A 19964-nucleotide genomic window follows, 5' to 3' on the forward strand; every position below is an offset into this window, starting at 1 on the left:
GGCGAGCATGATCGTAGGCATAGACTTGGGCACGACCAACAGCCTGGTGGCCGTGTGGCGAGATGGGAAGTCCGTTCTGATTCCCAACGGGCTGGGAGAGTATCTGACGCCGTCGTGCGTCAGCCTTGACGAAGATGGCACCGTCCTCGTCGGCAAGGCCGCCAAGGAGCGACTGCAGACACATTCGGACCGAACCGCCGCAGTTTTCAAGCGCCACATGGGCAGCCACAAGACGGTGCGGCTCGGCAAGCGTGAGTTTCGCCCCGAGGAACTGTCGGCATTGGTCTTGCGTTCGCTGAAAGCCGACGCCGAGGCGATGCTCGGTGAGCCGGTCGTCGAAGCAGTCATCACAGTGCCCGCTTATTTTTCGGACGCACAACGCAAAGCTACCCGAGCCGCCGGTGAGCTTGCCGGCCTGAAGGTCGAGCGCCTTCTGAACGAGCCCACCGCTGCCGCCCTTGCTTATGGCATGCACAACATGGGCGCCGAAACACGCTTCCTGGTGTTCGATCTGGGCGGGGGCACTTTCGACGTGTCTATTCTCGAGATGTTCGAGGGCGTAATGGAAGTGCGCGCCTCGGCCGGCGACAACTTCCTGGGAGGCGAAGATTTTGTCGAATCGCTGACCGCGCTCTTCTTCGAGCGCAATTCACTGCCAGCCAACCTGCGTACCGACCCGCAATTCATGCAGCGGCTGGCCGCGCAAATCGAGGCAGCCAAGCGGGCGCTGAGCACGCAGGCCACAGCCGAGGTCGCTGTCGCGCACAACGGAACCCTGTACCGATTGAACCTCGACGAAACCCTGCTCGAGCAAGCTTGCGCCGCTCTGCTCAAGCGCCTGCGAACACCGGTCGAACGCGCGCTGCGCGATGCCAATCTGCGTGCGGCCGAACTCGATGCAGTGGTGCTCGCGGGCGGCGCCACGCGCATGCCGGTGGTACGGCGGTTGGCTACCACGATGTTCGGACGCTTTCCGGCCATCGACTTCAATCCTGACGAGGTAGTGGCACTGGGTGCCGCCGTGCAGGCCGGTCTCAAGGCCAAGGATGCTGCCTTGAGGGAAGTGGTGATGACCGACGTGTCGCCCTATTCGCTTGGTGTCGCGGTGAGCCATCGGCTGAGCGGCAATGCGGTATCGCACGGACACTTCGATCCGATCATCGAACGCAACAGCACCGTGCCGATCAGTCGCTCGAAGACCTATGTACCAGGTCACGAGGAACAGGCGGCCATCGAGTTGCAGGTGTACCAGGGCGAGTCGCGCATGGTGCGCGACAACGTACACCTAGGCAGCCTCGAGGTGCCACTGTCACGTGGCCCGATCGGTGAGTCAGTCGTGGAGGTACGGTTCACATACGATATCAACGGACTGCTGCAGGTCGAGGCTACAGTCCAGAAGACACAGCAGACCTTCAGCCTCCTGATCGAAGGCAATCCCGGCCTCTTGAGCGATGCCGAGATCAAGGAACGGCTGCAGGCCCTGAGCGAACTCAAGATCCACCCGCGCGACCGCATCGAGAACCGAACGCTGCTCGCGCGCGGCGAACGTGTGTATCAGCAGCTTCGAGGCGAAGTGCGTGAATGGCTGGGCATGCGCATCACCGAGTTCGAACACGCGCTGGCGACACAAGACAAGCGGCTCATCGCTTCGGTGCACCGTCAGTTCCAGGAACAGCTCGAACACATCGAACGCGATAGCCACTTGGCCGACTAGAGCCTTTGAACTCCATGCAAGGGATCGCGAAGCTTGCTACAGCTCGCGCTTGCAAGGTGCAAGCCTTGTGGCGTCCCGGTGTCTCGCAATCACTCCCTCTCAACCAGAAGCGCCCACATCTATGAACGGAATTCCGGATTTCCTGTCAGCGATGGGCCTGCGCCTCGACGCCGACGAACGTGCTGTCCGCCGCGCCTATGCGACGGAACTCAAGAAGATCGACCAACAGACACAGGTCGAAGCGTTCCAGCAGCTGCGCCAAAACTATGAAGCCGCGCTGGCATGGATTCAACGTAAGCAGTGGGTCGAACAGTCCGCCGAACATGAAACGTCACCAGAGCCTGCCGAACCCGCGGAAAGAGCACTTCCAGCGGAAGATGTTCCAGGCTCGACGCCGAGTCCCTCCCCCCAGGAGAACGTACACGACATTGTGGCTGCCCTCAGGCGACAGCTTGAGGAGCATCCACTGGACTCCATCGATGCGGCCACCCGCGTGCTCAAAGACAAGCTCGAAGATCCACGCCTGCTCGACATGGACGCGCGCTTTCTGTTCGAAGCGCATGTCGCCCATATCCTTGCTGGTGGTTGGCAGCCCGGTCACGAGCACCTGTTTGGAGGAGCCTGCGACGTCTTCGAATGGCACCGGGACGGAGCCCGGCTGCAACGACTCGGCCAGGCAGGCCACATCGTAGATAACGCGATCGTCGAGCAGCACGCGCAGGCCGCACTGCCTCCTGCGGAACACGCTCTACAGCTACGCTACCTCGAACTGCTGCGGCGCATTTCCCATCCTGACGAAGAGGTCGTCGCATTGGGGCTGGATCCGGTCATGCGCGCCGCCAGCCTGTTCCCGAATTGGGTCCGACTGACTTCGAAAGTCGACAACATAGCGGCCTGGCGCGAAGTCGATGCCAACGCTGCCCGCTCGACCTTCCTTGAAAGCCGCAGCACCGTTTCGACCGGTCCCAGTGGAACCCTCCAACCGGCGAAGCTGGTGGCATGGTTCGTGATTTTCTTCGTCGGCATCTTGCTCTTCGCACTGCTGCAGGCATTCGCAAAATGGCGGAGTACGCGGGAGCCTGTCACGGAGCCGCTGGCGATATCGCAGGCTACCTTGCCGTCAGCGTCGCGGCCTGCATCGCCCCGGGCAGAAATACCCGCGCTGCCTCCGCGAAGCGTCATGGCGCCTCCAGCTACCCATGCACCTCAAGTCAGCACATCTTCCGCCACCGAGTACATCCTGCCTCCGCGCCCCGTGTACCCTCTGATTTCGAAGCGGCTGGGCGAACAAGGCAAAGTTGTTGTCAAGGTATTGGCGGATGAGAACGGTGCGGTCATCGATCTCGGCATAGCCGAGAGCTCGGGGTTCGAACGACTCGATGCGGCGGCCATCGATGCTGCACGTGCAGCGCGTATCGCTCCGGTGAAGGACAAGAACGGGAAGGCGATGCCCGGCTGGTACAAGATGCCGATCAACTTCGCGCTGAATGACACGGTCATGCAGGCCACGCCCAGGAAGTGGGGAGACATGATTGCGGCTGCCATCAAGCACAACATCATCTTTGTAGCGGACGTGCCGGGCAATCCCGTCGTGGAGTACAAGCTTGACTTGGCGCCTGACGGCAGAATCACAAACGTCGCTCTGTCCAAAGCCAGCGGCGTTTCCGAATGGGATGCCGCCGCGCTGCGCGGCATTATCAAGACTGACTACCTGCCGTTGCCACCCGATCGGAGCCAGGTACCGTCGCAGATGATCCTGACGCTACGCCCCAAGCCCGGATGACCAGCCTGCTCTGCGCCACTCTTCCTGTCTCGGCCGGGCAACGCCATGCACGTCGGCTAGACAGGACAGTGCGGCGCTGCTCCAAGTGATTCGAGCCCGACATCATCGCCCCTATGTGCTAACCGAAAGATAGACACAAGATGACATTGCCCGATATCCCGCACCTTTTCGCCTACGCCCTAGCTGGTGGCGGCATTGGCGCCTTCGTGCTGCTGCCATGGAGTCGCAGCATTCCGCTCGATCTGCATCGGGCATGGGCGTTTGATCACCAGAACTACCAGCCCTTTCTGACCGAAACAGCCCAACTCGACCTCTCGAAAGCCACAAGGATCGCAATCATCATCGGTGCGGCGCTGATGTGCCTTGGTATGGCACTCGCACTGGGCGCTTCGCTCGACACCGCGGCGTTGTGCATGCTGTTGCTAGGCTGGCTGTTGCTGACCGTAATCAATCTGCGGCATGAACTGCTGCCCGATCGGATCATGCTCGCACTGCTCTGGCTCGGCCTGCTCTATCGGGCATTGACAGGCCCGGCCTCTGACTACGTGCTCGGTGCAGCCTCCGGCTACCTCGCGCCTTGGCTCGTAACAGCGATAGTGCGCTCGAAGACCGGACGCGACATCGTCGGCTATGGCGACCTCAAGGCTTTTGCCGTGGCCGGAGCCTGGTTCGGATGGGCGGCGTTGCCTACCCTTTATGCGACCTTCCTGATCACAGTGCTGCTAATGATGGGCGTATTCGCATTGCGGGGAGCTCATCACCGCAAGACGATGCCAACCGCGCCGGCCCACATGGCAACAGCAGTCGTGGCCGCACTCGGCTTCAGGCTTTTCTGAGCGCAGCGGGTCGAACATTGAAAGTCAACCGCCGCGCTTTTCACATCGATCAATGAGCGTCCTGACGACCTCATTGCCGTCAGGCTAGTTTCAAGCCGGCTTGCGTGCCGTGAGCCACTGCGCCGGGGTCAGCGCTGCTGCCACGACGCGGACTTCGCCGATGTTGCCGAAGAAGCCGTCGGCACGAGCACCATCCCACGAGCCACCGCCCACGACCCACGGCGAAGTGGCCGAGAGCGTGGCCAGGCCCGGGATGGCAGCCGCATTGCGCAGCACCGGCGCGCCTTCGACGTACATCGTGGTGTCGTGCGACACCGGGTCGTTCACGATGGCGACGTGCACCCAGCGATCGGCGATGACCTCACCCGACCAGTTGGCCTTGGGCGCACGGGTTCCGGCCGGGCTCGGAGTCACTTCCCATTGCACTTCGCGCAGGCTCGAAATGGCGAACAGCATCGGGGGCGATTCCGGGTCGCCGCCCGAGTAGCCGGCCAGGTCGCCGCGCTTGCCGTCGCGCGTCATGATGTTCATCCACGCCTGGTTTGCGCTGGTCCAGCCCTTGTCGATCTTGATGAAGGCCTCGATGGTGTAGCCGTTCTCCAGCGTCTGTGCATTGATCGGCGCAGCAGCCTCGGTGAGGAAGTAGCTCAGGCGCGGCGTGTTCTTGTTGGTGTTCAGGAAACGCACGGAGCCCGGTGCGGCCGAGAGGTAGTGGCGGTCGTCGGTCCAGACGACGTCGCCGTCGGTGGCCCCCACCACGCCGCCCTGATTGAGCGCATCGCGGTGCAGCGGGTTGTTGCCCGTGACGTCCGCGATGACCGTGCCCGGCAGCACCGGCTGGTTGACCGTTCCGCCGAAGAAGCGCCAGTGCGCCAGCGTGTTCGCCACCTTGGGGTAGTCGTCCGAGTTCGTGGCCGGCCGCTGCACGAGCGTTGCGGGCTCCTTGTAGTTGGCCAGGATCATCGCGCGGGCCTTGTCCACCAGCGAACCGTCGATGGTGGCGCTGCCGGTGCCGAAGCTCTTGTTGAAGCCGGAGAAGCGCTGGGCGAAGTCCATGTCGATGGTGAAGGCCTCGTTCGGCGTGGTGAGCACGGCCTGGTCGAAGCTGTTGAGCGTGGCCGCCGGCTTCTGCGGCACCCACGGCGAGAACGACAGCACCTTGATCTTCTTGTTCGTCAGGTCGAACTCGTACAGGCGCATCAGGCCGTTGCCGCCCTGGTAGGCCATCTGGTAGTCGACCACAATCTCCTCGACCTTGCGGCCGAAGTCGTTGATCTTCGTGAGATGCGCTGCGCCATGGTGATGGCCGTTGAGCGTCATGAAGATCTGGTCGTTGTCGCGGATCAGCTTGTCCCAGAGCATCTTGCCGTAGTCGGTTTCGAGCGGGCTCGTGCCGTCGGGAGCGATGTTGAGCAGCTGGTGGTTCACCAGGATCACCGGCAGCGTCGGGTTCTTCGCGATCACCTGGCGGGCCCAGGCGATGCCCGCATCGGAAATGCGCCACGACAGCGACAGCACCATGAATTTCTGGCCCTGCGCTTCGAACACGTGGTACTCGTGGAAGCCGCTGGTGTCGCGTGCGCCGAAGGTGGCCTGCTTCTTCGCACGCTCGGTGCCGAACCACTGGATGTAGGGTTCATTCGCTGGAGTGCGATTGGCATCGGTGCCGCCGACAGGGTCGACGCTGAAGTCGACGTCGCTCAGCACGTCGTGGTTGCCGGCCAGCACGCTGTAGGGCAGCTTCGCATCCTCGAGGATCTTCATGGCGGCATCGGCCACCTTCCATTGATCGGGCTTGCCGACCTGGTCGACCACGTCGCCGAGGTGGATGGTGAACGGGATGTTCAGCCCCTTGGCGTTGTCGGCGATCCACTTCGTCTGCGCAGCGAAGGGCGCGCTGCCGAAGCGCTTGTTGTACTGGTCGCTCTCGGCCGCCGTGGCGTAGCGAGCGTAGAACTGGGTGTCGGGCATCACGGCGATCGAGAAGCTCGAGATCTTGGCGGCGACTGCCGGCGGAGCAGGCGTTGCTGCCGGTGCGGGCGCAGGCGCCGGGGCTGGAAGCGGGAGAACAGGCGTACCGCCGCCACCACCGCCGCCGCATGCCGCGAGCAAGGCACCGCTGCCGCCGACCGTCAGAAGCGAGGCGCCGAGCTTGAGCACCTGGCGGCGCGGTGCCGTGTTGTTGCTGCTGTTGTTGTTGTCGTTGTTCTGTTCGGCAGCGTTCGATTGGGCAGGCGAAGAGATGCGCGGCGTATTCGCGCCGCGCGATTCGTCGGAAACGGACATGAGAAATTAGGAGAAAAGGTTACGGAGCGCGCAGCGTAAAAATCCGCGGTGACGTGGGCATGTAAGGCCCATGACACTTTGTCGGGAGGTCGGTTCAGACCCTTGCCGCGCGCTCCATCCGATCCAACTTCACCACCCGCCACGCACACAGGGTGCCGAGCACTGCCAACAAGGTGGCAGCTGTAAACATCGTGCGATAGCCGAAGGCCTGCGCTACAGCGCCGCCAAGCAAAACGCCCAACACACCACCGAAGCCGTAGCCGATAACGGTAAACAGCGCCTGCCCTCGCCCGCGCAGATGACCGGGAAAACGGCGCGACACCACAGCGATGCAGGTCGTGTGATGCGCCGCGAAGCTCAGCGCATGCAGCCATTGCGCAACGATGAGCGCCGCGATCCAGCCACCCAGCCCCGCCGTCAGCCCCAGCCGCGCGACGCCGGCGATGCTGCACACCAGCATCCAGCGCGGCATCGTCATCAGGCCGATGAGCCTGCCCTGCAGGAAGAACCACACGATCTCCGCCACCACCGACAGCGCCCACAGCAGGCCGATGGTGCTCTTGCCGTAGCCGATCGAATCGAGATACAGCGAGAAGAAGGCGTACACCGAGAAGTGCGACATCACCTGGAAGAACAGCGCCGCGAAGAACCACCGCACGGCCGGATTGCGCAGCACCGGCCCGATGGGCTCCTTCACCGCGTCGTGCGCGGCGGGCGGCTCGCGCAGGTCGGGCAGCTTCATGGTCGCGATGAGCACGATGGCCAGCGTGCCCGCGGCCCATGCCGGGAAGTGCTTCATGCCGAAGCGCTCGAACCACTCGCCCGCGACGAACACCGTGAGCAGGAAGCCCGCGGAGCCGCACAGCCGGATGCGTCCGTAGCGGCCCCAGTCGCCCGCCACCAGCTGGGCCATTGCCGCCTCGGTGAGCGACATCATCGAGCTGGTGTGGGTGAACATCACGAGCAGCACCAGCGCGAGCCACCAGGCGCCGCCGTTCCACCACAACCCGAAGGAACTTGCCAGCGCCACCGCCGCGCTGAAGCGCAGCAGCTTGACGCGCTGCCCCGTGTGATCGCTGAGCGCACCCCACGCATAGGGCGCGAACACGCGCGTGATCGACTGCACCGACGCCAGCAGGCTGATGGTGAAGATCGGCAGCCCCAGGTCCTTGAGCCAGAGCGGCAGGTAGGGGTTGAAGAAACCGATGTGCGCGAAATAGCTGGCCGACAGGCCAGCGAACGCCAGCAGGTGGCCGCGCCTTGCGGCGGCCACTGGTGGCGGCTCGGACACTAGAGGAAGGACGCCTGCGGCGACGCGGCTTCTGTCTTGCTGGCCAGGGGTCCTTGGGGCACGTCGCCGCACTGCGCGCGGTTGCGCAGCACGTGCTCGATCACCACCAGCGCCAGCATGGCCTCGGCGATGGGCGTCGCGCGGATGCCCACGCACGGGTCATGACGGCCCTTGGTGACGACCTCGACAGGGTTGTTGTTGACGTCGATGGACTGGCGCGGGCTGATGATCGAGCTGGTGGGCTTGATCGCGATGGTCACTTCGAGGTCCTGCCCCGAGCTGATGCCGCCGAGGACGCCGCCCGCATTGTTGGTGACGAAGCCGGTGGGCGTGATCGAGTCGCCATGCGTGGTGCCGCGCTGGGTGACGCTGTCGAAGCCGGCGCCGATCTCCACCGCCTTCACTGCGTTGATGCCCATCATGGCGTAGGCGATCTCGGCGTCGAGCTTGTCGAAGAGCGGCTCGCCCAGGCCCACGGGCACGTTCGTCGCGGTGACGCGCAGGCGCGCGCCGCACGAATCGCCGGCCTTGCGCAGGCGATCCATGTAGTCTTCCAGCGCGCTCACGTCGGCGATGGGGGCGAAGAAGGGGTTGTTGGGCACATGGTCCCAGCTCTCGAAAGGAATGGCGATCTCGCCGATCTGCGTCATGCAGCCGCGGAAGACCATGCCGTACTTCTCGGCCAGCCATTTCTTGGCGACCGCGCCGGCCGCGACCATGGGCGCGGTCAGCCGCGCCGAGGAGCGCCCGCCGCCGCGCGGATCGCGGATGCCGTATTTCTTCCAGTAGGTGAAGTCGGCGTGGCCTGGGCGGAACTGCTGGGCGATCTGCCCGTAGTCCTTGCTGCGCTGGTCGGTGTTCTGGATCAGCAGGGCGATGGGGGTGCCAGTGGTCTTGCCTTCGTACACGCCCGAGAGGATCTGCACCGCGTCGGGCTCGTTGCGTTGGGTGACATGGCGGCTGGTGCCGGGGCGGCGACGGTCCAGGTCGCCCTGAATGTCGGCCTCGCTGAGTTCCATGCCCGGGGGGCAGCCGTCGATGACGCAGCCGATGGCCGGGCCATGCGACTCGCCGAAATTGGTGACCGCGAAGAGATTTCCGAAGGTGTTGCCGCTCATGACGGGGATTATCCCAACAAAGCGGCCGCCCCTCAGTCGGTCGTGTTTTCGAGGCGCTTGGACAGCGCCGCCACCTGCAGCTCGATGGAGAACAGCCGCTCGTTCAGCACCGCCGTCTGGAGCCGGATCGCCTCGATGATGGCCCTGGTCTGCGGATCGGTCGTGTTGTCGCAGAGTTCGGCCAGGTCATGCAGCTTCTTGCGCAGTTCGTTGCTCATGGAAGGCTCCGGTGGTCACGTCGTGGAAGCCCCAGTATGGGGTTTCGTCAACGCTCCGGCAATGCGGCGGCACCCGGGGTCTCCGGCGGCTGCGCCTCGCCGGCACCGCCTGCGCCGCGCAGCCGGATCGCCACCAGCCCCGCCACGAACAGCAGCACCGTCGCGCAGACCCCTGCGGTGAGCCGCATGCCGCGCAGCAAGGCATCGCGGCCGGTGTCGACCAGCTCGGCGCCCGCGCTCCCGCCGAGCTGGCCGGCGAGCGCGACTGCGCCGCCCAGCGTGCTGCGGGCGGCCTCCACCTCGGGCAGGCCCGCCAGCCCTGCCGGCACCGCATCGGCCATGGCGTTGCGGTAGATGGCCGCGCCGATGGCGCCGAGGATCGCGATGCCCAGCGCACCGCCGAATTCCGAACTGGTCTCGGAGATCGCCGAGGCCACGCCCGCCCGCTCCGGCGGCGCGCTGCCCACCACCAGGTCGGTCGCCAGCGTGAACACCGGCGCCAGTCCCAATGAGGAAATGACCCCGCTGCACACCATCCAGGCCAGCCCGTCCTGCGCGGGCAGCACGGCCAGCATGCCGAAGCCCGCTGCTGCCACAGCCAGCCCGCCGCCCATCACGAAGGCCGGGCGCATGCGCCGCGCCAGCGCCGGCACGACCATGGAACCGACGATGAAGGCCCCCGCCCCGGGCATGCTCCACAGCCCGGCATGCAGCGGCGACAGGCCGAGCACCAGCTGCAGGTACTGGGCGTTGTAGAGGAAGATGCCGAACATCACGAAGCAGGCCAGCATGTAGGCGCCGAGCGAGACGCTGAAGGCCGGCAGGCCGAACAGGCGCAGGTCGATCATCGGGTCGGGCAACCGCTTCTGCCGGCGCACGAACAGCCAGCCCAGGGCCAGCCCCAGCAGGATCGACAGCGCGGGCACCACGTGCGGCCCATGCTCCGCGATCTGCTTCACGCCGTAGATCACCGGCAGCACCGCGCCCAGCGAGAGCGCCACGCTGGCCAGGTCGAGCCGGGCCGCATCGGGGTCGCGGTATTCGGGCAGCAGCAGCGGCCCGAGCACCAGCAGCAGCACCATCACCGGCACGCCGATCAGGAACACCGAGCCCCACGGAAAGAACTGCAGCAGCACGCCGCCCAGCACCGGGCCTATGACGGCGCCTGCCGAATAGCTCGAGATCCACACGCCGATGGCGATGGTGCGCTGTCCCGGGTCGAGAAACATGTTGCGGATCAGCGAGAGCGTGGACGGCGCGAGCGTCGCGCCCGCCACGCCGAGCAGGGCCCGCGTGGCGATAAGCATGTTGGCGCTGGTCGAGAACGCCGCGAGCACCGAGGCGACGCCGAATGCCGCCGCGCCGATCAGCAGCAGGCGCCGCCGCCCGATGCGGTCGCCCAGCGTGCCCATGGTGACCAGCAGGCCGGCCACGAAGAAGCCGTAGATGTCGACGATCCACAGCAGCTGCGAGGCCGTCGGCTTGAGTTCCTCGCTGATCGACGGGATCGCGAGGTTCAGTACCGTGAGGTCCATCGAATAGAGCATGCAGGGCAGCGCTATGACGGCCAGGCCGGTCCATTCGCGCATCGTGGCGCGAGCCGGGGGTGGAGTGTTCTTCATTCGTTCAGGCAGAGGCAGCGCCCAGCCATCTCTCCAGCTTGACGAGCGCGCCTGTCCAGCCATGGGCATGGCCATCGCGCGCGGCTTCGTCGAAGAACTGCTCGTGCAGCAGCACCAGTTCGCAGCCCTCGGCATCGGGCTCGATGCTCAGGGTGACCCGCGATTCGCGCTCCGGCGTGCTGCGCCAGGCCCAGCTGAATACCAGCCTGCGCTCGGGCACGACTTCGAGGTACGTACCGCTCACGTCGTGCGTCTCGCCGTCATCGGCCAGCATGGCCACGCGAAAACGGCCGCCCACACGCAGGTCGACTTCGGCGATCGGCACCGAGACGATTTCCTCGGGCCCGAACCAGAGCTTCAGCGCTTGCGGGTCGGTCCACGCGCGCCAGACCTTGTCGGGCGAGACGCTGAAGTGCCGCCTGAGGGTGAGCGAGGGGCGCCCGGCGCCGCGGGCGGAAGGGTTTTCCATTCGGCCTCCTCCTGGTGATAGAGAAAGCGCGCCAGTGCATCGAGGCGCCCGGTCCAGAACTTCTCGTACCGCGACAACCACACGGCGGCCTCCTGCATGGGCCGGGGCGACAGCTCGCAGCGCACGATGCGGCCCTCCTTCGTGCGGGAGATGAGGCCTGCGTCCTCCAGCACGCGCAGGTGCTTCATGAAGCCGGTGAGGGACATGTCGTGCGGCTCGGCCAGCTCGGTCACGCTGAGGCTGCGTTCTCCCAGGGCTTCGAGCACGGCGCGCCGCGTGGAATCGGAGAGCGCGGCGAAGACTGCGTCGAGGACAGTGGCGTCGGGTTGTGCTTCTGACTGAACCATGTGGTTGAGTATCTGGAAGGCCCGGCGACTCGTCAAGGCATGTTTCCCGCCATGCGACGATTCGGGATCCGTCACGATCAGACAGAGGAAGCACCGATGCCCCAACTGCGCCAGCCATATCCCCCGATCGAGCCCTACGAAAGCGGCATGCTCGACGTGGGCGACGGCCACCAGATCTACTACGAGCGCTGCGGCACGCCCGGCGCCAAGCCGGCCGTGTTCCTGCACGGTGGCCCCGGCGGCGGCATCTCGCCGGAGCACCGCCGGCTGTTCGATCCCGAGCGCTACGACCTCACGTTGTTCGACCAGCGCGGCTGCGGCCGCTCGCTGCCGCATGCCGGCCTGGAAGCCAACACGACCTGGCACCTGGTCGCCGACATCGAGCGCCTGCGCGAGCGCGCAGGCGTCGACAAATGGCTGGTGTTCGGCGGCTCGTGGGGCTCCACGCTCGCCCTCGCCTACGCCCAGAAGCACCCCGAGCGCGTGAGCGAACTGGTGCTGCGCGGCATCTACACCGTGACCCGTTCGGAGTTGCAGTGGTACTACCAGTTCGGCGTGTCGGAGATGTTCCCCGACAAGTGGGAGAAGTTCCAGGCCCCCATTCCCGAGGCCGAGCGCGGCGACATGATCGCCGCCTACCGCAAGCGGCTCACCGGCGACGACCCGGTGGCGCGCATCGAAGCGGCTCGCGCCTGGAGCGTGTGGGAGGCCGAGACCATCACCCTGCTGCCCAGCCCGGCGATCGCCGAGGCCCATGCCGAAGACCATTTCGCACTGGCCTTCGCGCGACTGGAAAACCACTACTTCGTGCACGACGCCTGGCTCGAAGAAGGCCAGCTGCTGCGCGACGCGCACCGGCTGCACGGCATCCCCGGCGTGATCGTGCACGGCCGCTACGACATGCCCTGCCCCGCCCGCTACGCCTGGGCGCTGCACAAGGCCTGGCCCGAGGCGGAGTTCCACCTGATCGAGGGCGCGGGGCATGCCTACTCGGAGCCCGGCATCCTCGACCGCCTGCTGCGCGCCACCGACGGTTTCGCCGGGCGCTGAATGGCGGATGGCCGGCCAGCCTCGGGAACGCTTTATGCGTGCTGCACTGCAACACCAACCACCTGCGAAGGAGCGCCCCATGCTGGACCGTACCGCCACCCAGTTCTCCCATGTGAAGCCCGGCGACACAGAGTTCGTATCGGGTGGTTTGCGTGACTTTTTTCTCTATCGCGACCTGGGCGTCGCCGAAGCCACCAACGGCAAGGTGATCGCACATCTGGTCAAGGCCAACATGGCACCGGAAACGGGCACCGGCTGGCACCGCCATGAGGCGGACTTCCAGATCGTGATCATGGTCAAGGGCTGGGCCCGCTTCATGTACGAGGACAAGGAAACCCTGGTCGAGGCCGGCGACGTGGTGCACCAGCGCCCGGGCATCCGGCACTTCCTGTTCGACTACTCGCCCGACATGGAGTACCTGGAGATCGTCTCGCCTGCGGACTTCAAGAGCGTCGACGTGGAGCCGGTGTGCGAGGTGCCGGCGCCTACGCCCTGGAAGTAAGGCTGCACAGCTTGCGGCAGGCGGCACCAGCGCCACGGAGCCTGTCTTCCACCTGACTTCGCAGGTAAAGACTGCGAGCTGTCTCCCCTGCCAAACACCCGGCCGAGGAAAGCTACAAACAAGAGTCATTCGCAGCCAGAATCCCGGCCCGTGCTGCTTTTGTTTGCAGCCCCGAAGGCTCCACGATGACCCGTTCCACCCGCCCGATGCGCCGCCGCACGCCCATCGCACTTGCCCTGATCGGGCTGTGCGCTTCACCCCTCCCCGCGGCATTCGCCCAGCAACAGCCAGAACAAACGCAGCCCGCTGCATCCTCCCAGGCCCCCGGCACTTCCGTCCCCTCCACGCTGCGCGAAGTGCAGGTGCAGGGCACGCAGGACAAGACCGGCTTCGGCGCCAACGCGTCCTCGCTCAACCGCCTGCCGGCCGACCTGCGCGACGCGCCGCAATCCATCACGGTGATCAACCAGGCCGTGATGCAGTCGCAGGGCGCGACCTCGCTCGCGAGCGCGCTGCGCAACGTGCCGGGCCTGACCATCGGCGGAGCCGAGGGTGGGCAGATCGGCACCAACATCAACCTCAACGGCTTCTCGGCGCGCACCGACGTCTACCTCGACGGCGCCCGCGACCGCGCGCAGTACTACCGCGACACCTTCGCGCTCGAATCGGTCGAGGTGCTGATGGGGCCGTCGTCGATGCTGTTCGGGCGCGGCTCCACCGGCGGCGTGATCAACCAGGTCACGAAGAAGCCTTCGCTCACGCCCGCGGGCGAGGTCTCGGTGTCGGCGAGCACCACCGGGCTCGTTCGCTCGACCATCGACATCAACCGCCCGATGTCCGAAACCTCGGCCTTCCGCACCGCGGCCATGGGCCAGCAGGGCGACGCCAGCACGCGCGAGCAGACGAAGCTGAAGGACTTCGGCCTCGACGCCTCGCTGAAGTTCGGCATCAACACGCCCACGCAGGTCACGCTCTCGGCGCTGGTGCAGCACAACCGCGACCAGCCCGACTACGGCCTGCCGCCGCTCAACGGCCATCCGGTGAAGGTCGACCGTGACACAGCGTACGGCTTCAAGGATGACCGCACGATCTCCGATATCCAGGCCTTCAGCGCGGTGGTGCAGCACAAGCTCACGCCCGACACCTCGATCCGCAACCAGACGCAATACAACGACGTGACGACCGACGCGCGCGAGACCGCGCCGCAGAGCATCGGCACGCTGTCGGCCAAGGGCGTGTTCACGCCGTTTTCCACCGGCACCACGGCCGTGCCGGCGGCAGCGTTCTCCTCGCTGCCGTTGAGCAGCCTGTGGGTGCGGCAGCAGAGCCACGACCGCACGATCCGCGACAAGTCGCTGTTCAACCTGACCGAGCTCAGCACGAAGTTCACTACCGGCTCCATCAAGCACACGCTGCTCGCGGGCCTGGAGCTGGGCCACGATACCTACAGCAACCAGGCCTACTACCGCAACGGCACCTGCGCGGGCGTGGCGCTGAACCCGGCCGGCGGCACCAGCGGCTACGCCACCTGCTCTCCGCTGCTCGCGCCCTACCAGGGCGACACGCCGAGCACCGCGCCCTCGCTGCCCGGCAACCTGGCCACCGCGCACGCAACCACCGTGGCAGGCTACGTGAACGACACCATCGAGCTGAGCCCGCAGTGGAAGCTGGTGGCCGGCGTGCGGCAGGACCACTACAGCGCACGCATCTACAACACCATTCCGACAGCGACCACGCTCGCCACCGAGAGCCAGACCGTCGACTTCACCAGCGTGCGCGCCGGCGCGATCTGGCAGCCCACGCCCGAGCAGTCGTACTACGTGTCGTACAGCACCTCGTTCAACCCTTCGCTCGAGCAGCTCGTGGCCACCACGGGCGCAACGCAGCCGCTGCCGCCGCAGAAGAACAAGGCCTACGAGCTCGGCGGCAAGTGGGACTTCAACGACGGCAACCTCTCGCTGACCGCCGCCGCCTTCCAGATCACGCAGACCAACGCGCGCTCGCAGAACAGCGACGGCACCTACAGCGCGACCGGCACCGTGCGCGTGAACGGCGCGCGCGCCGGCGTCGCGGGCCGCGTCACCGACAAGCTGCAGCTCTTCGGCGCCTACACGCACCTGGACGCGACCATCGTCGACGGCATCGCGCCCGGCACCCTCGGCAAGGTGCCGGCCAACACGCCGAAGGACGCGGCCAGCCTGTGGGCCACCTACGCGATCACGCCCGAGTGGGAGATCGGCGGCGGCACCACCTACAGCGCGAAGCGCTTCGCCAACAACACCGATCTCGTGCAGGTCGGCGGCTACGTGCGGCTCGATGCGATGCTGGCTTACCATCAGCCGAAGTACGACATCCGGCTGAACCTGTTCAACCTGGCCAACCGCCATTACTACGACGCGCTGATTCCCTCGGACGGCGGCCGTGCGGTGCCGGGCTCGGGCCGCTCCGCGACGCTGTCGTTCGTCTACCGGCTCTGACCGGACTTCGGAAGCATTCGAGAAAGACACGCCATGCTGGTCTGCATTCCCGGCATCCTCGACCGCGAGGCGCTCGCGGCGATCCGCACGCGCCTCGAAGCGGCGGACGACGCCTGGGTGGACGGCCGCATCACCGCCGGCCACCAGGGCGCGCCGGTCAAGTTCAACCAGCAGATCGACGAAGGCTCGCAGGTCGCGTTCGAGTGCCAGTCCATCGTGGCGAGCGCGCTCGAGCGGCATCCGACCTTCATCAGCGCGGCACTGCCCAACCTGCTGTATCCGCCGATGTTCAACCGCTACGGCGAAGGCATGCGCTTCGGCCTGCACGTGGATGGCGGCGTGCGCATCGACCCGCGCACCGGCCGCAAGCTGCGCACCGATCTCTCGGCCACCATCTTCCTGTCGGAAGCCGACAGCTACGACGGCGGCGAGCTGCAGATGGAAGACACCCACGGCATGCAGACGGTGAAGCTCTCGGCCGGCGACATGGTGCTCTACCCCGCCACCAGCCTGCACCAGGTGACGCCCATCACGCGCGGCGTGCGGCTCGCGTGCTTCTTCTGGGTGCAGAGCCTGGTGCGCGACGCCGGCGACCGCGCGCTGCTCTTCGACATGGACAACGCCATCCAGCGCCTCAACCAGAGCGGCGCCGACGAATCGGCCCGCCGCACGCTGACCGGCACGTATCACAACCTTCTGAGGAAGTGGAGCGACACCTGAGTTCTTTAAACTCCCTCGGCTCACCAGACTGATAACAACCGAGGAGAGAGAACTTGCGTATTCAAACCGCCCGCCTGACGGCCGGCGTGCTGCTCGCGTGCGCCGCTTTCGTGGCGCAAACCAGCCAAGCCGCATCGCCGACCACCACCCCGCCAACCCCTTCCGCCCAAGCCTCGACGGCCAGTTCGCTCGAAGCCGAACAGGACGCCGCATTCAAGGCCGCCAAGGCCGTGCAGAAAGTAGGCCCTGTCGACATCACCCTGCGCGACCAGGCCCACCTCCACCTGCCCGCCGGCTACGTGTGGGTACCGACGCCCGCCGCCGCGCAGCTCATGCGCAGCATGGGCAACCGCACCGACGACACCTTCGTCGGCGCGATCTTTCCCGCCGACGACGCCGACTGGATGGCCGTGGTGAAGTTCGTGAAGGAGGGCTACATCAAGGACGACGACGCGAAGGACTGGAACGCCGACGACCTGCTCAAGAGCCTGAAGGAAGGCACCGAGGCCGCGAACGAGGAACGCGCCAAGCGCGGCATCCCGTCCATCGAGGTGACGGGCTGGGCGCAGAAGCCGCAGTACGACGCCTCCTCGCACCGCCTCGTTTGGTCAGCGCTGTCGAAGCGCAAGGGCGCCACCGACGGCAACCAGGGCGTCAACTACAACACCTACGCGCTGGGCCGCGAGGGCTACCTGAGCCTGAACCTCATCACCAACGCGAAGGACCTCGACAAGTACAAGCCCGACGCGAGCAAGCTGCTCGGCGCGATCCAGTACGACGACGGCAAGAAGTACGCCGACTTCAACTCGTCCACCGACAAGGTCGCCGCCTATGGCCTCGCAGCGCTGGTGGCCGGCGCGGCGGTGAAGAAGCTGGGCCTGTTCGCGATCATCGCGGCCTTCCTGGCCAAGTTCGCGAAGCTGGCGGTGGTGGCCGGCGGCGCGGCGCTGTGGGGCATCGCGAAGCTGTTCAAGCGAAACAGCTGAACCCGGCGGCGCCTTCAGGCTCCGGTAAAGCGCGGAGCGCGCTTCGCCATGAAGGCGGCCACTCCCTCACGCGCATCCGCGCTGCCTGCACGTTCGCGCAGCAGCTTGTGTTCCAGCGCCAGGTGCTCCGCGAAAGGCCGGCCGGGTGCGCCGGCGCACAGGGTCTTGATCGCCGCGAACGAACCGCTCGCACCTTGAGCGAGCCGCGTGACGAGTGCTTCGGCGGCGCCTGCGAGCTCGGCGTCCGGATGGAGCTCGTCGACGGCGCCCCACGCCAGGCAGCGCCGGCTGTCGATGGCGTCGCTGAGCATCAGCAGTTGCTGCGCACGCACCGGCCCCACCCGACGCGCGAGAAAGTACGAAGCACCGGCATCCGGCGACAGTCCAATGGCCGCGTAACCCGTTCGCAGCTTCATCGATTCGGCCGCGAGCACGAAGTCGCCGCACAGAGCGAGGCCCACGCCCGCGCCGCCTACCGCGCCGTTCACCGCAACGACCAACGGGGCTGGATTGTTCGACAGGCGCAGCAATGCCGGATGCAGACCGTTCAGCATCTCGTTGACCAGCTCGGGCAGCGACTCGCCGGCCGCCACGAACTCATCGATGGCGCCGCCGGCGCAGAACACCTTGCCCTCGCCGGTCAACAGGATGGCACGCGGCCTCTGTTCCAGCACTTCATCGATGGCCTGCACCAGGGCGCGACCATTTGCGGCGCCAAGGGCATTCGCGCGCTCGGGCCGCTTCAGCACGATGCGGCCGACATCCGCCTCCACGCCCCAGGCGATGCCTTCGCTGATGTTCATGCTCAAATCCCCGTGAGGCCGCCGGTGCACATCAGCGTCTGGCCGCTCACGTAGTCCGACTCCGGCGCGCACAGCAGGTACACCGCGCCGGCCGCTTCCTCGGGCGTGCCGCCGCGTCCCAGCGGAATCGACTGCTCCATCATCGCCAGCAGGCCCGGGTTGATGCCCACCTTGATCTCTCGCCCCTCGATGTTCGCGGTGGATGCCTCGGCCGTGCTCGCGGTCAGCCGCGTCTGGATGAAGCCGAAGGCCACGCAGTTGACGGTGACGTTCATGCGGCCCCACTCCTTGGCCAGCGTCTGCGTGAGGCCGACGATGCCGGCCTTGCCCGCCGAGTAGTTCGCCTGCCCCGCATTGCCGAAGAGGCCCGCCACCGACGAGATGTTGACCACCTTGCGCACCACGCGCCGGCCCGCCTCGGTCTCGGCCTTCGACAGCGCGCGGATCACAGGCTGCGCCGCGCGCAGGATGCGGAACGGCGCGGTCAGGTGCACGTCGATCATGGCGTACCACTGCTCGTCGGTCATCTTCTGCACCACGCTGTCCCAGGTGTAGCCGGCGTTGTTGACGATGATGTCCAGGCCCTTGAATTCACTCACCGCCGTGCCGACGAAGCGCTCGGCGAAGTCGGGCGCGGCCACGCTGCCCGTGCAGGCCACGGCCTGGCCACCGGCCGCACGGATTTCCTGCACCGTTTCTTCCGCCGGCCCCGCGTCGAGGTCATTGACGACGATGCGCGCGCCCTCCGAAGCCAGCTTGAGCGCGATGGCCCGGCCGATACCGCGGCCCGAACCGGTGATGAGGGCGACCTTGCCGTCGAGCTTGAGTGTCATGTCTCTGTTCTTTCGTTGTCGATGTGATTCAGCGCAGCGCGACCAGCGCCTCGCCGGCGATGCGCGTCTGCCCGTACTGATTGGCGCTGTGCACTTCCACGCGCACGCAGCGCTCGCCTTCGTGCTCGAGCTTCTCGACCACGCGCCCGCTGCAGCGCACCGCATGCCCCAGGTGCGTGATGCCCTGAAAGCGCACGTCAAAGCGGCGCAGCTGCGATTGCGGCGCCCACTGCGTGAGCAGTCGGCCCAGCCAGGCCATGCCCAGCATGCCCTGCGCGAACACGTCGGGCATGCCGGACTTGCGCGCGAAGTCGGTGTCGATGTGAATGGGGTTGTGGTCGCCCGAGGCGCCAGCGAAGAGCGCGAGCGTGGTGCGATTCACGGGCGGCAGCTGCAGCGCGGGCAGCTCATCGCCGATCTTCACGGCGTCGTAGGTCGGTGCGTTCATCGGTGCGGGCTCCTTCGTCAATGGCGGCAGACGATCACCGCGCGGAGTTCGGCGACCAGCTCGTCGCGCTGGTTGGTGGCGCGCGATGTCTTGACGACGAACTCGAGCGCGCCGTTCTTCTTGTCGTAGATGTCGATGATGGTGGAGCGCACCGTCACGGTGTCGCCCACGCAGGCCGGCTTGTGGTAGCTGAAGCCCTGCTCGCCGTGCAGCAGCTTCGACAGCGGAATGCCCAGGTCGGCCAGCAGCCGGTCGGAGGCGCCCGAGTCCAGCTCGGCCGCGAACAGGAATGTCGGCGGCGCGGGCAGGTCTGGGTAGCCGGCATCGCGCGCAGCGGCGGCATCGGTGTAGACGGGGTCGGTCTCGCCGATGGCCTTGGCGAAGAACTGCAGGCGGGTGCGCTCGATGGGCAGCACCGATGCGGGCAGCTCGTGGCCGATCCACTTCTTGTCGATCATCTG

Annotated in this window: 19 protein-coding genes; 8 read left to right on the forward strand and 11 right to left on the reverse strand. The window is 66.3% G+C overall.

Going from position 1 to position 19964, the window contains the following annotated elements; all coding sequences use genetic code 11:
- Window positions 1-7: 7 nt before the first annotated feature.
- The 3 genes from ABL840_RS25570 (at window position 8) to ABL840_RS25580 (ending at window position 4333) form a co-directional block, all read left to right on the forward strand.
- Window positions 8-1714, forward strand: a complete 1707-nt coding sequence (locus tag ABL840_RS25570) for an Hsp70 family protein (protein WP_093306728.1) — start codon at window positions 8-10, stop codon at window positions 1712-1714.
- A 121-nt stretch (window positions 1715-1835) separates the two neighbouring features.
- Entirely contained in the window at window positions 1836-3497 is a 1662-nt protein-coding gene (locus ABL840_RS25575) for a TonB family protein (RefSeq protein ID WP_093306729.1), read from the forward strand.
- 140 nt (window positions 3498-3637) lie between these two features.
- On the forward strand, window positions 3638-4333 hold the full coding sequence (locus ABL840_RS25580) for an A24 family peptidase (protein ID WP_093306730.1): 696 nt from the start codon (window positions 3638-3640) through the stop codon (window positions 4331-4333).
- Window positions 4334-4423: 90 nt separating this feature from the next.
- Here ABL840_RS25580 and ABL840_RS25585 read toward each other — a convergent pair whose 3' ends face one another.
- From ABL840_RS25585 to ABL840_RS25615, 7 genes are all read right to left on the reverse strand, one after another.
- Window positions 4424-6619, reverse strand: a complete 2196-nt coding sequence (locus ABL840_RS25585; RefSeq protein WP_093306731.1) for a LamG-like jellyroll fold domain-containing protein — start codon at window positions 6617-6619, stop codon at window positions 4424-4426.
- A gap of 94 nt (window positions 6620-6713) precedes the next feature.
- Window positions 6714-7892, reverse strand: a complete 1179-nt coding sequence (locus ABL840_RS25590) for an MFS transporter (protein ID WP_256228663.1) — start codon at window positions 7890-7892, stop codon at window positions 6714-6716.
- A gap of 17 nt (window positions 7893-7909) precedes the next feature.
- Entirely contained in the window at window positions 7910-9028 is a 1119-nt protein-coding gene (aroC, locus tag ABL840_RS25595; RefSeq protein WP_093306732.1) for a chorismate synthase, read from the reverse strand.
- Between the two features lie 32 nt (window positions 9029-9060).
- On the reverse strand, window positions 9061-9246 hold the full coding sequence (locus tag ABL840_RS25600; RefSeq protein WP_093201264.1) for a hypothetical protein: 186 nt from the start codon (window positions 9244-9246) through the stop codon (window positions 9061-9063).
- Window positions 9247-9293: 47 nt separating this feature from the next.
- Complete coding sequence (locus ABL840_RS25605; protein ID WP_093306733.1) at window positions 9294-10868, reverse strand: MFS transporter; 1575 nt, start codon at window positions 10866-10868, stop codon at window positions 9294-9296.
- A 4-nt stretch (window positions 10869-10872) separates the two neighbouring features.
- On the reverse strand, window positions 10873-11337 hold the full coding sequence (locus ABL840_RS25610; RefSeq protein WP_093306734.1) for an SRPBCC family protein: 465 nt from the start codon (window positions 11335-11337) through the stop codon (window positions 10873-10875).
- Window positions 11226-11684 carry a metalloregulator ArsR/SmtB family transcription factor gene (locus ABL840_RS25615; RefSeq protein ID WP_093306764.1) on the reverse strand — a complete coding sequence of 153 codons (459 nt, stop codon included), beginning with the start codon at window positions 11682-11684 and terminating at the stop codon, window positions 11226-11228. Before ABL840_RS25615 ends, ABL840_RS25610 begins: the two co-directional genes overlap by 112 nt.
- A 96-nt stretch (window positions 11685-11780) precedes the next feature.
- Here ABL840_RS25615 and pip point away from each other — a divergent pair, with 96 nt between their 5' ends.
- The 5 genes from pip (at window position 11781) to ABL840_RS25640 (ending at window position 17419) form a co-directional block, all read left to right on the forward strand.
- Window positions 11781-12734, forward strand: a complete 954-nt coding sequence (gene pip / locus ABL840_RS25620) for a prolyl aminopeptidase (protein WP_093306735.1) — start codon at window positions 11781-11783, stop codon at window positions 12732-12734.
- Between the two features lie 79 nt (window positions 12735-12813).
- On the forward strand, window positions 12814-13236 hold the full coding sequence (locus tag ABL840_RS25625; RefSeq protein ID WP_093201273.1) for a cupin domain-containing protein: 423 nt from the start codon (window positions 12814-12816) through the stop codon (window positions 13234-13236).
- 185 nt (window positions 13237-13421) lie between these two features.
- Entirely contained in the window at window positions 13422-15713 is a 2292-nt protein-coding gene (locus ABL840_RS25630; protein WP_093306736.1) for a TonB-dependent receptor, read from the forward strand.
- 33 nt (window positions 15714-15746) lie between these two features.
- Window positions 15747-16433 (forward strand): Fe2+-dependent dioxygenase, encoded by a 687-nt coding sequence (locus ABL840_RS25635; protein WP_093306737.1) that lies wholly within the window; start codon window positions 15747-15749, stop codon window positions 16431-16433.
- A 53-nt stretch (window positions 16434-16486) separates the two neighbouring features.
- Entirely contained in the window at window positions 16487-17419 is a 933-nt protein-coding gene (locus ABL840_RS25640) for a DUF2167 domain-containing protein (protein WP_418116009.1), read from the forward strand.
- Window positions 17420-17433: 14 nt separating this feature from the next.
- Here the strand turns inward: ABL840_RS25640 and ABL840_RS25645 are convergent, their stop codons facing one another.
- Genes ABL840_RS25645 through ABL840_RS25660 form a run of 4 tightly spaced genes read right to left on the reverse strand, consistent with a single transcriptional unit; the run spans window position 17434 to window position 19961 of the window.
- Window positions 17434-18222, reverse strand: coding sequence for an enoyl-CoA hydratase-related protein (locus tag ABL840_RS25645; protein WP_093306738.1), 789 nt, complete (start codon window positions 18220-18222; stop codon window positions 17434-17436).
- Between the two features lie 2 nt (window positions 18223-18224).
- Window positions 18225-19055: an SDR family NAD(P)-dependent oxidoreductase gene (locus ABL840_RS25650; RefSeq protein ID WP_093306739.1), complete on the reverse strand. Its 831-nt coding sequence runs from the start codon at window positions 19053-19055 to the stop codon at window positions 18225-18227.
- A 28-nt stretch (window positions 19056-19083) separates the two neighbouring features.
- Window positions 19084-19503, reverse strand: a complete 420-nt coding sequence (locus ABL840_RS25655) for a MaoC family dehydratase (protein ID WP_093306740.1) — start codon at window positions 19501-19503, stop codon at window positions 19084-19086.
- Between the two features lie 17 nt (window positions 19504-19520).
- Complete coding sequence (locus ABL840_RS25660; RefSeq protein WP_093306741.1) at window positions 19521-19961, reverse strand: MaoC family dehydratase N-terminal domain-containing protein; 441 nt, start codon at window positions 19959-19961, stop codon at window positions 19521-19523.
- Window positions 19962-19964 lie beyond the last annotated feature (3 nt).

The organism is Variovorax sp. NFACC27 (assembly GCF_048301545.1).
Lineage (GTDB): Bacteria > Pseudomonadota > Gammaproteobacteria > Burkholderiales > Burkholderiaceae_C > Variovorax > Variovorax gossypii.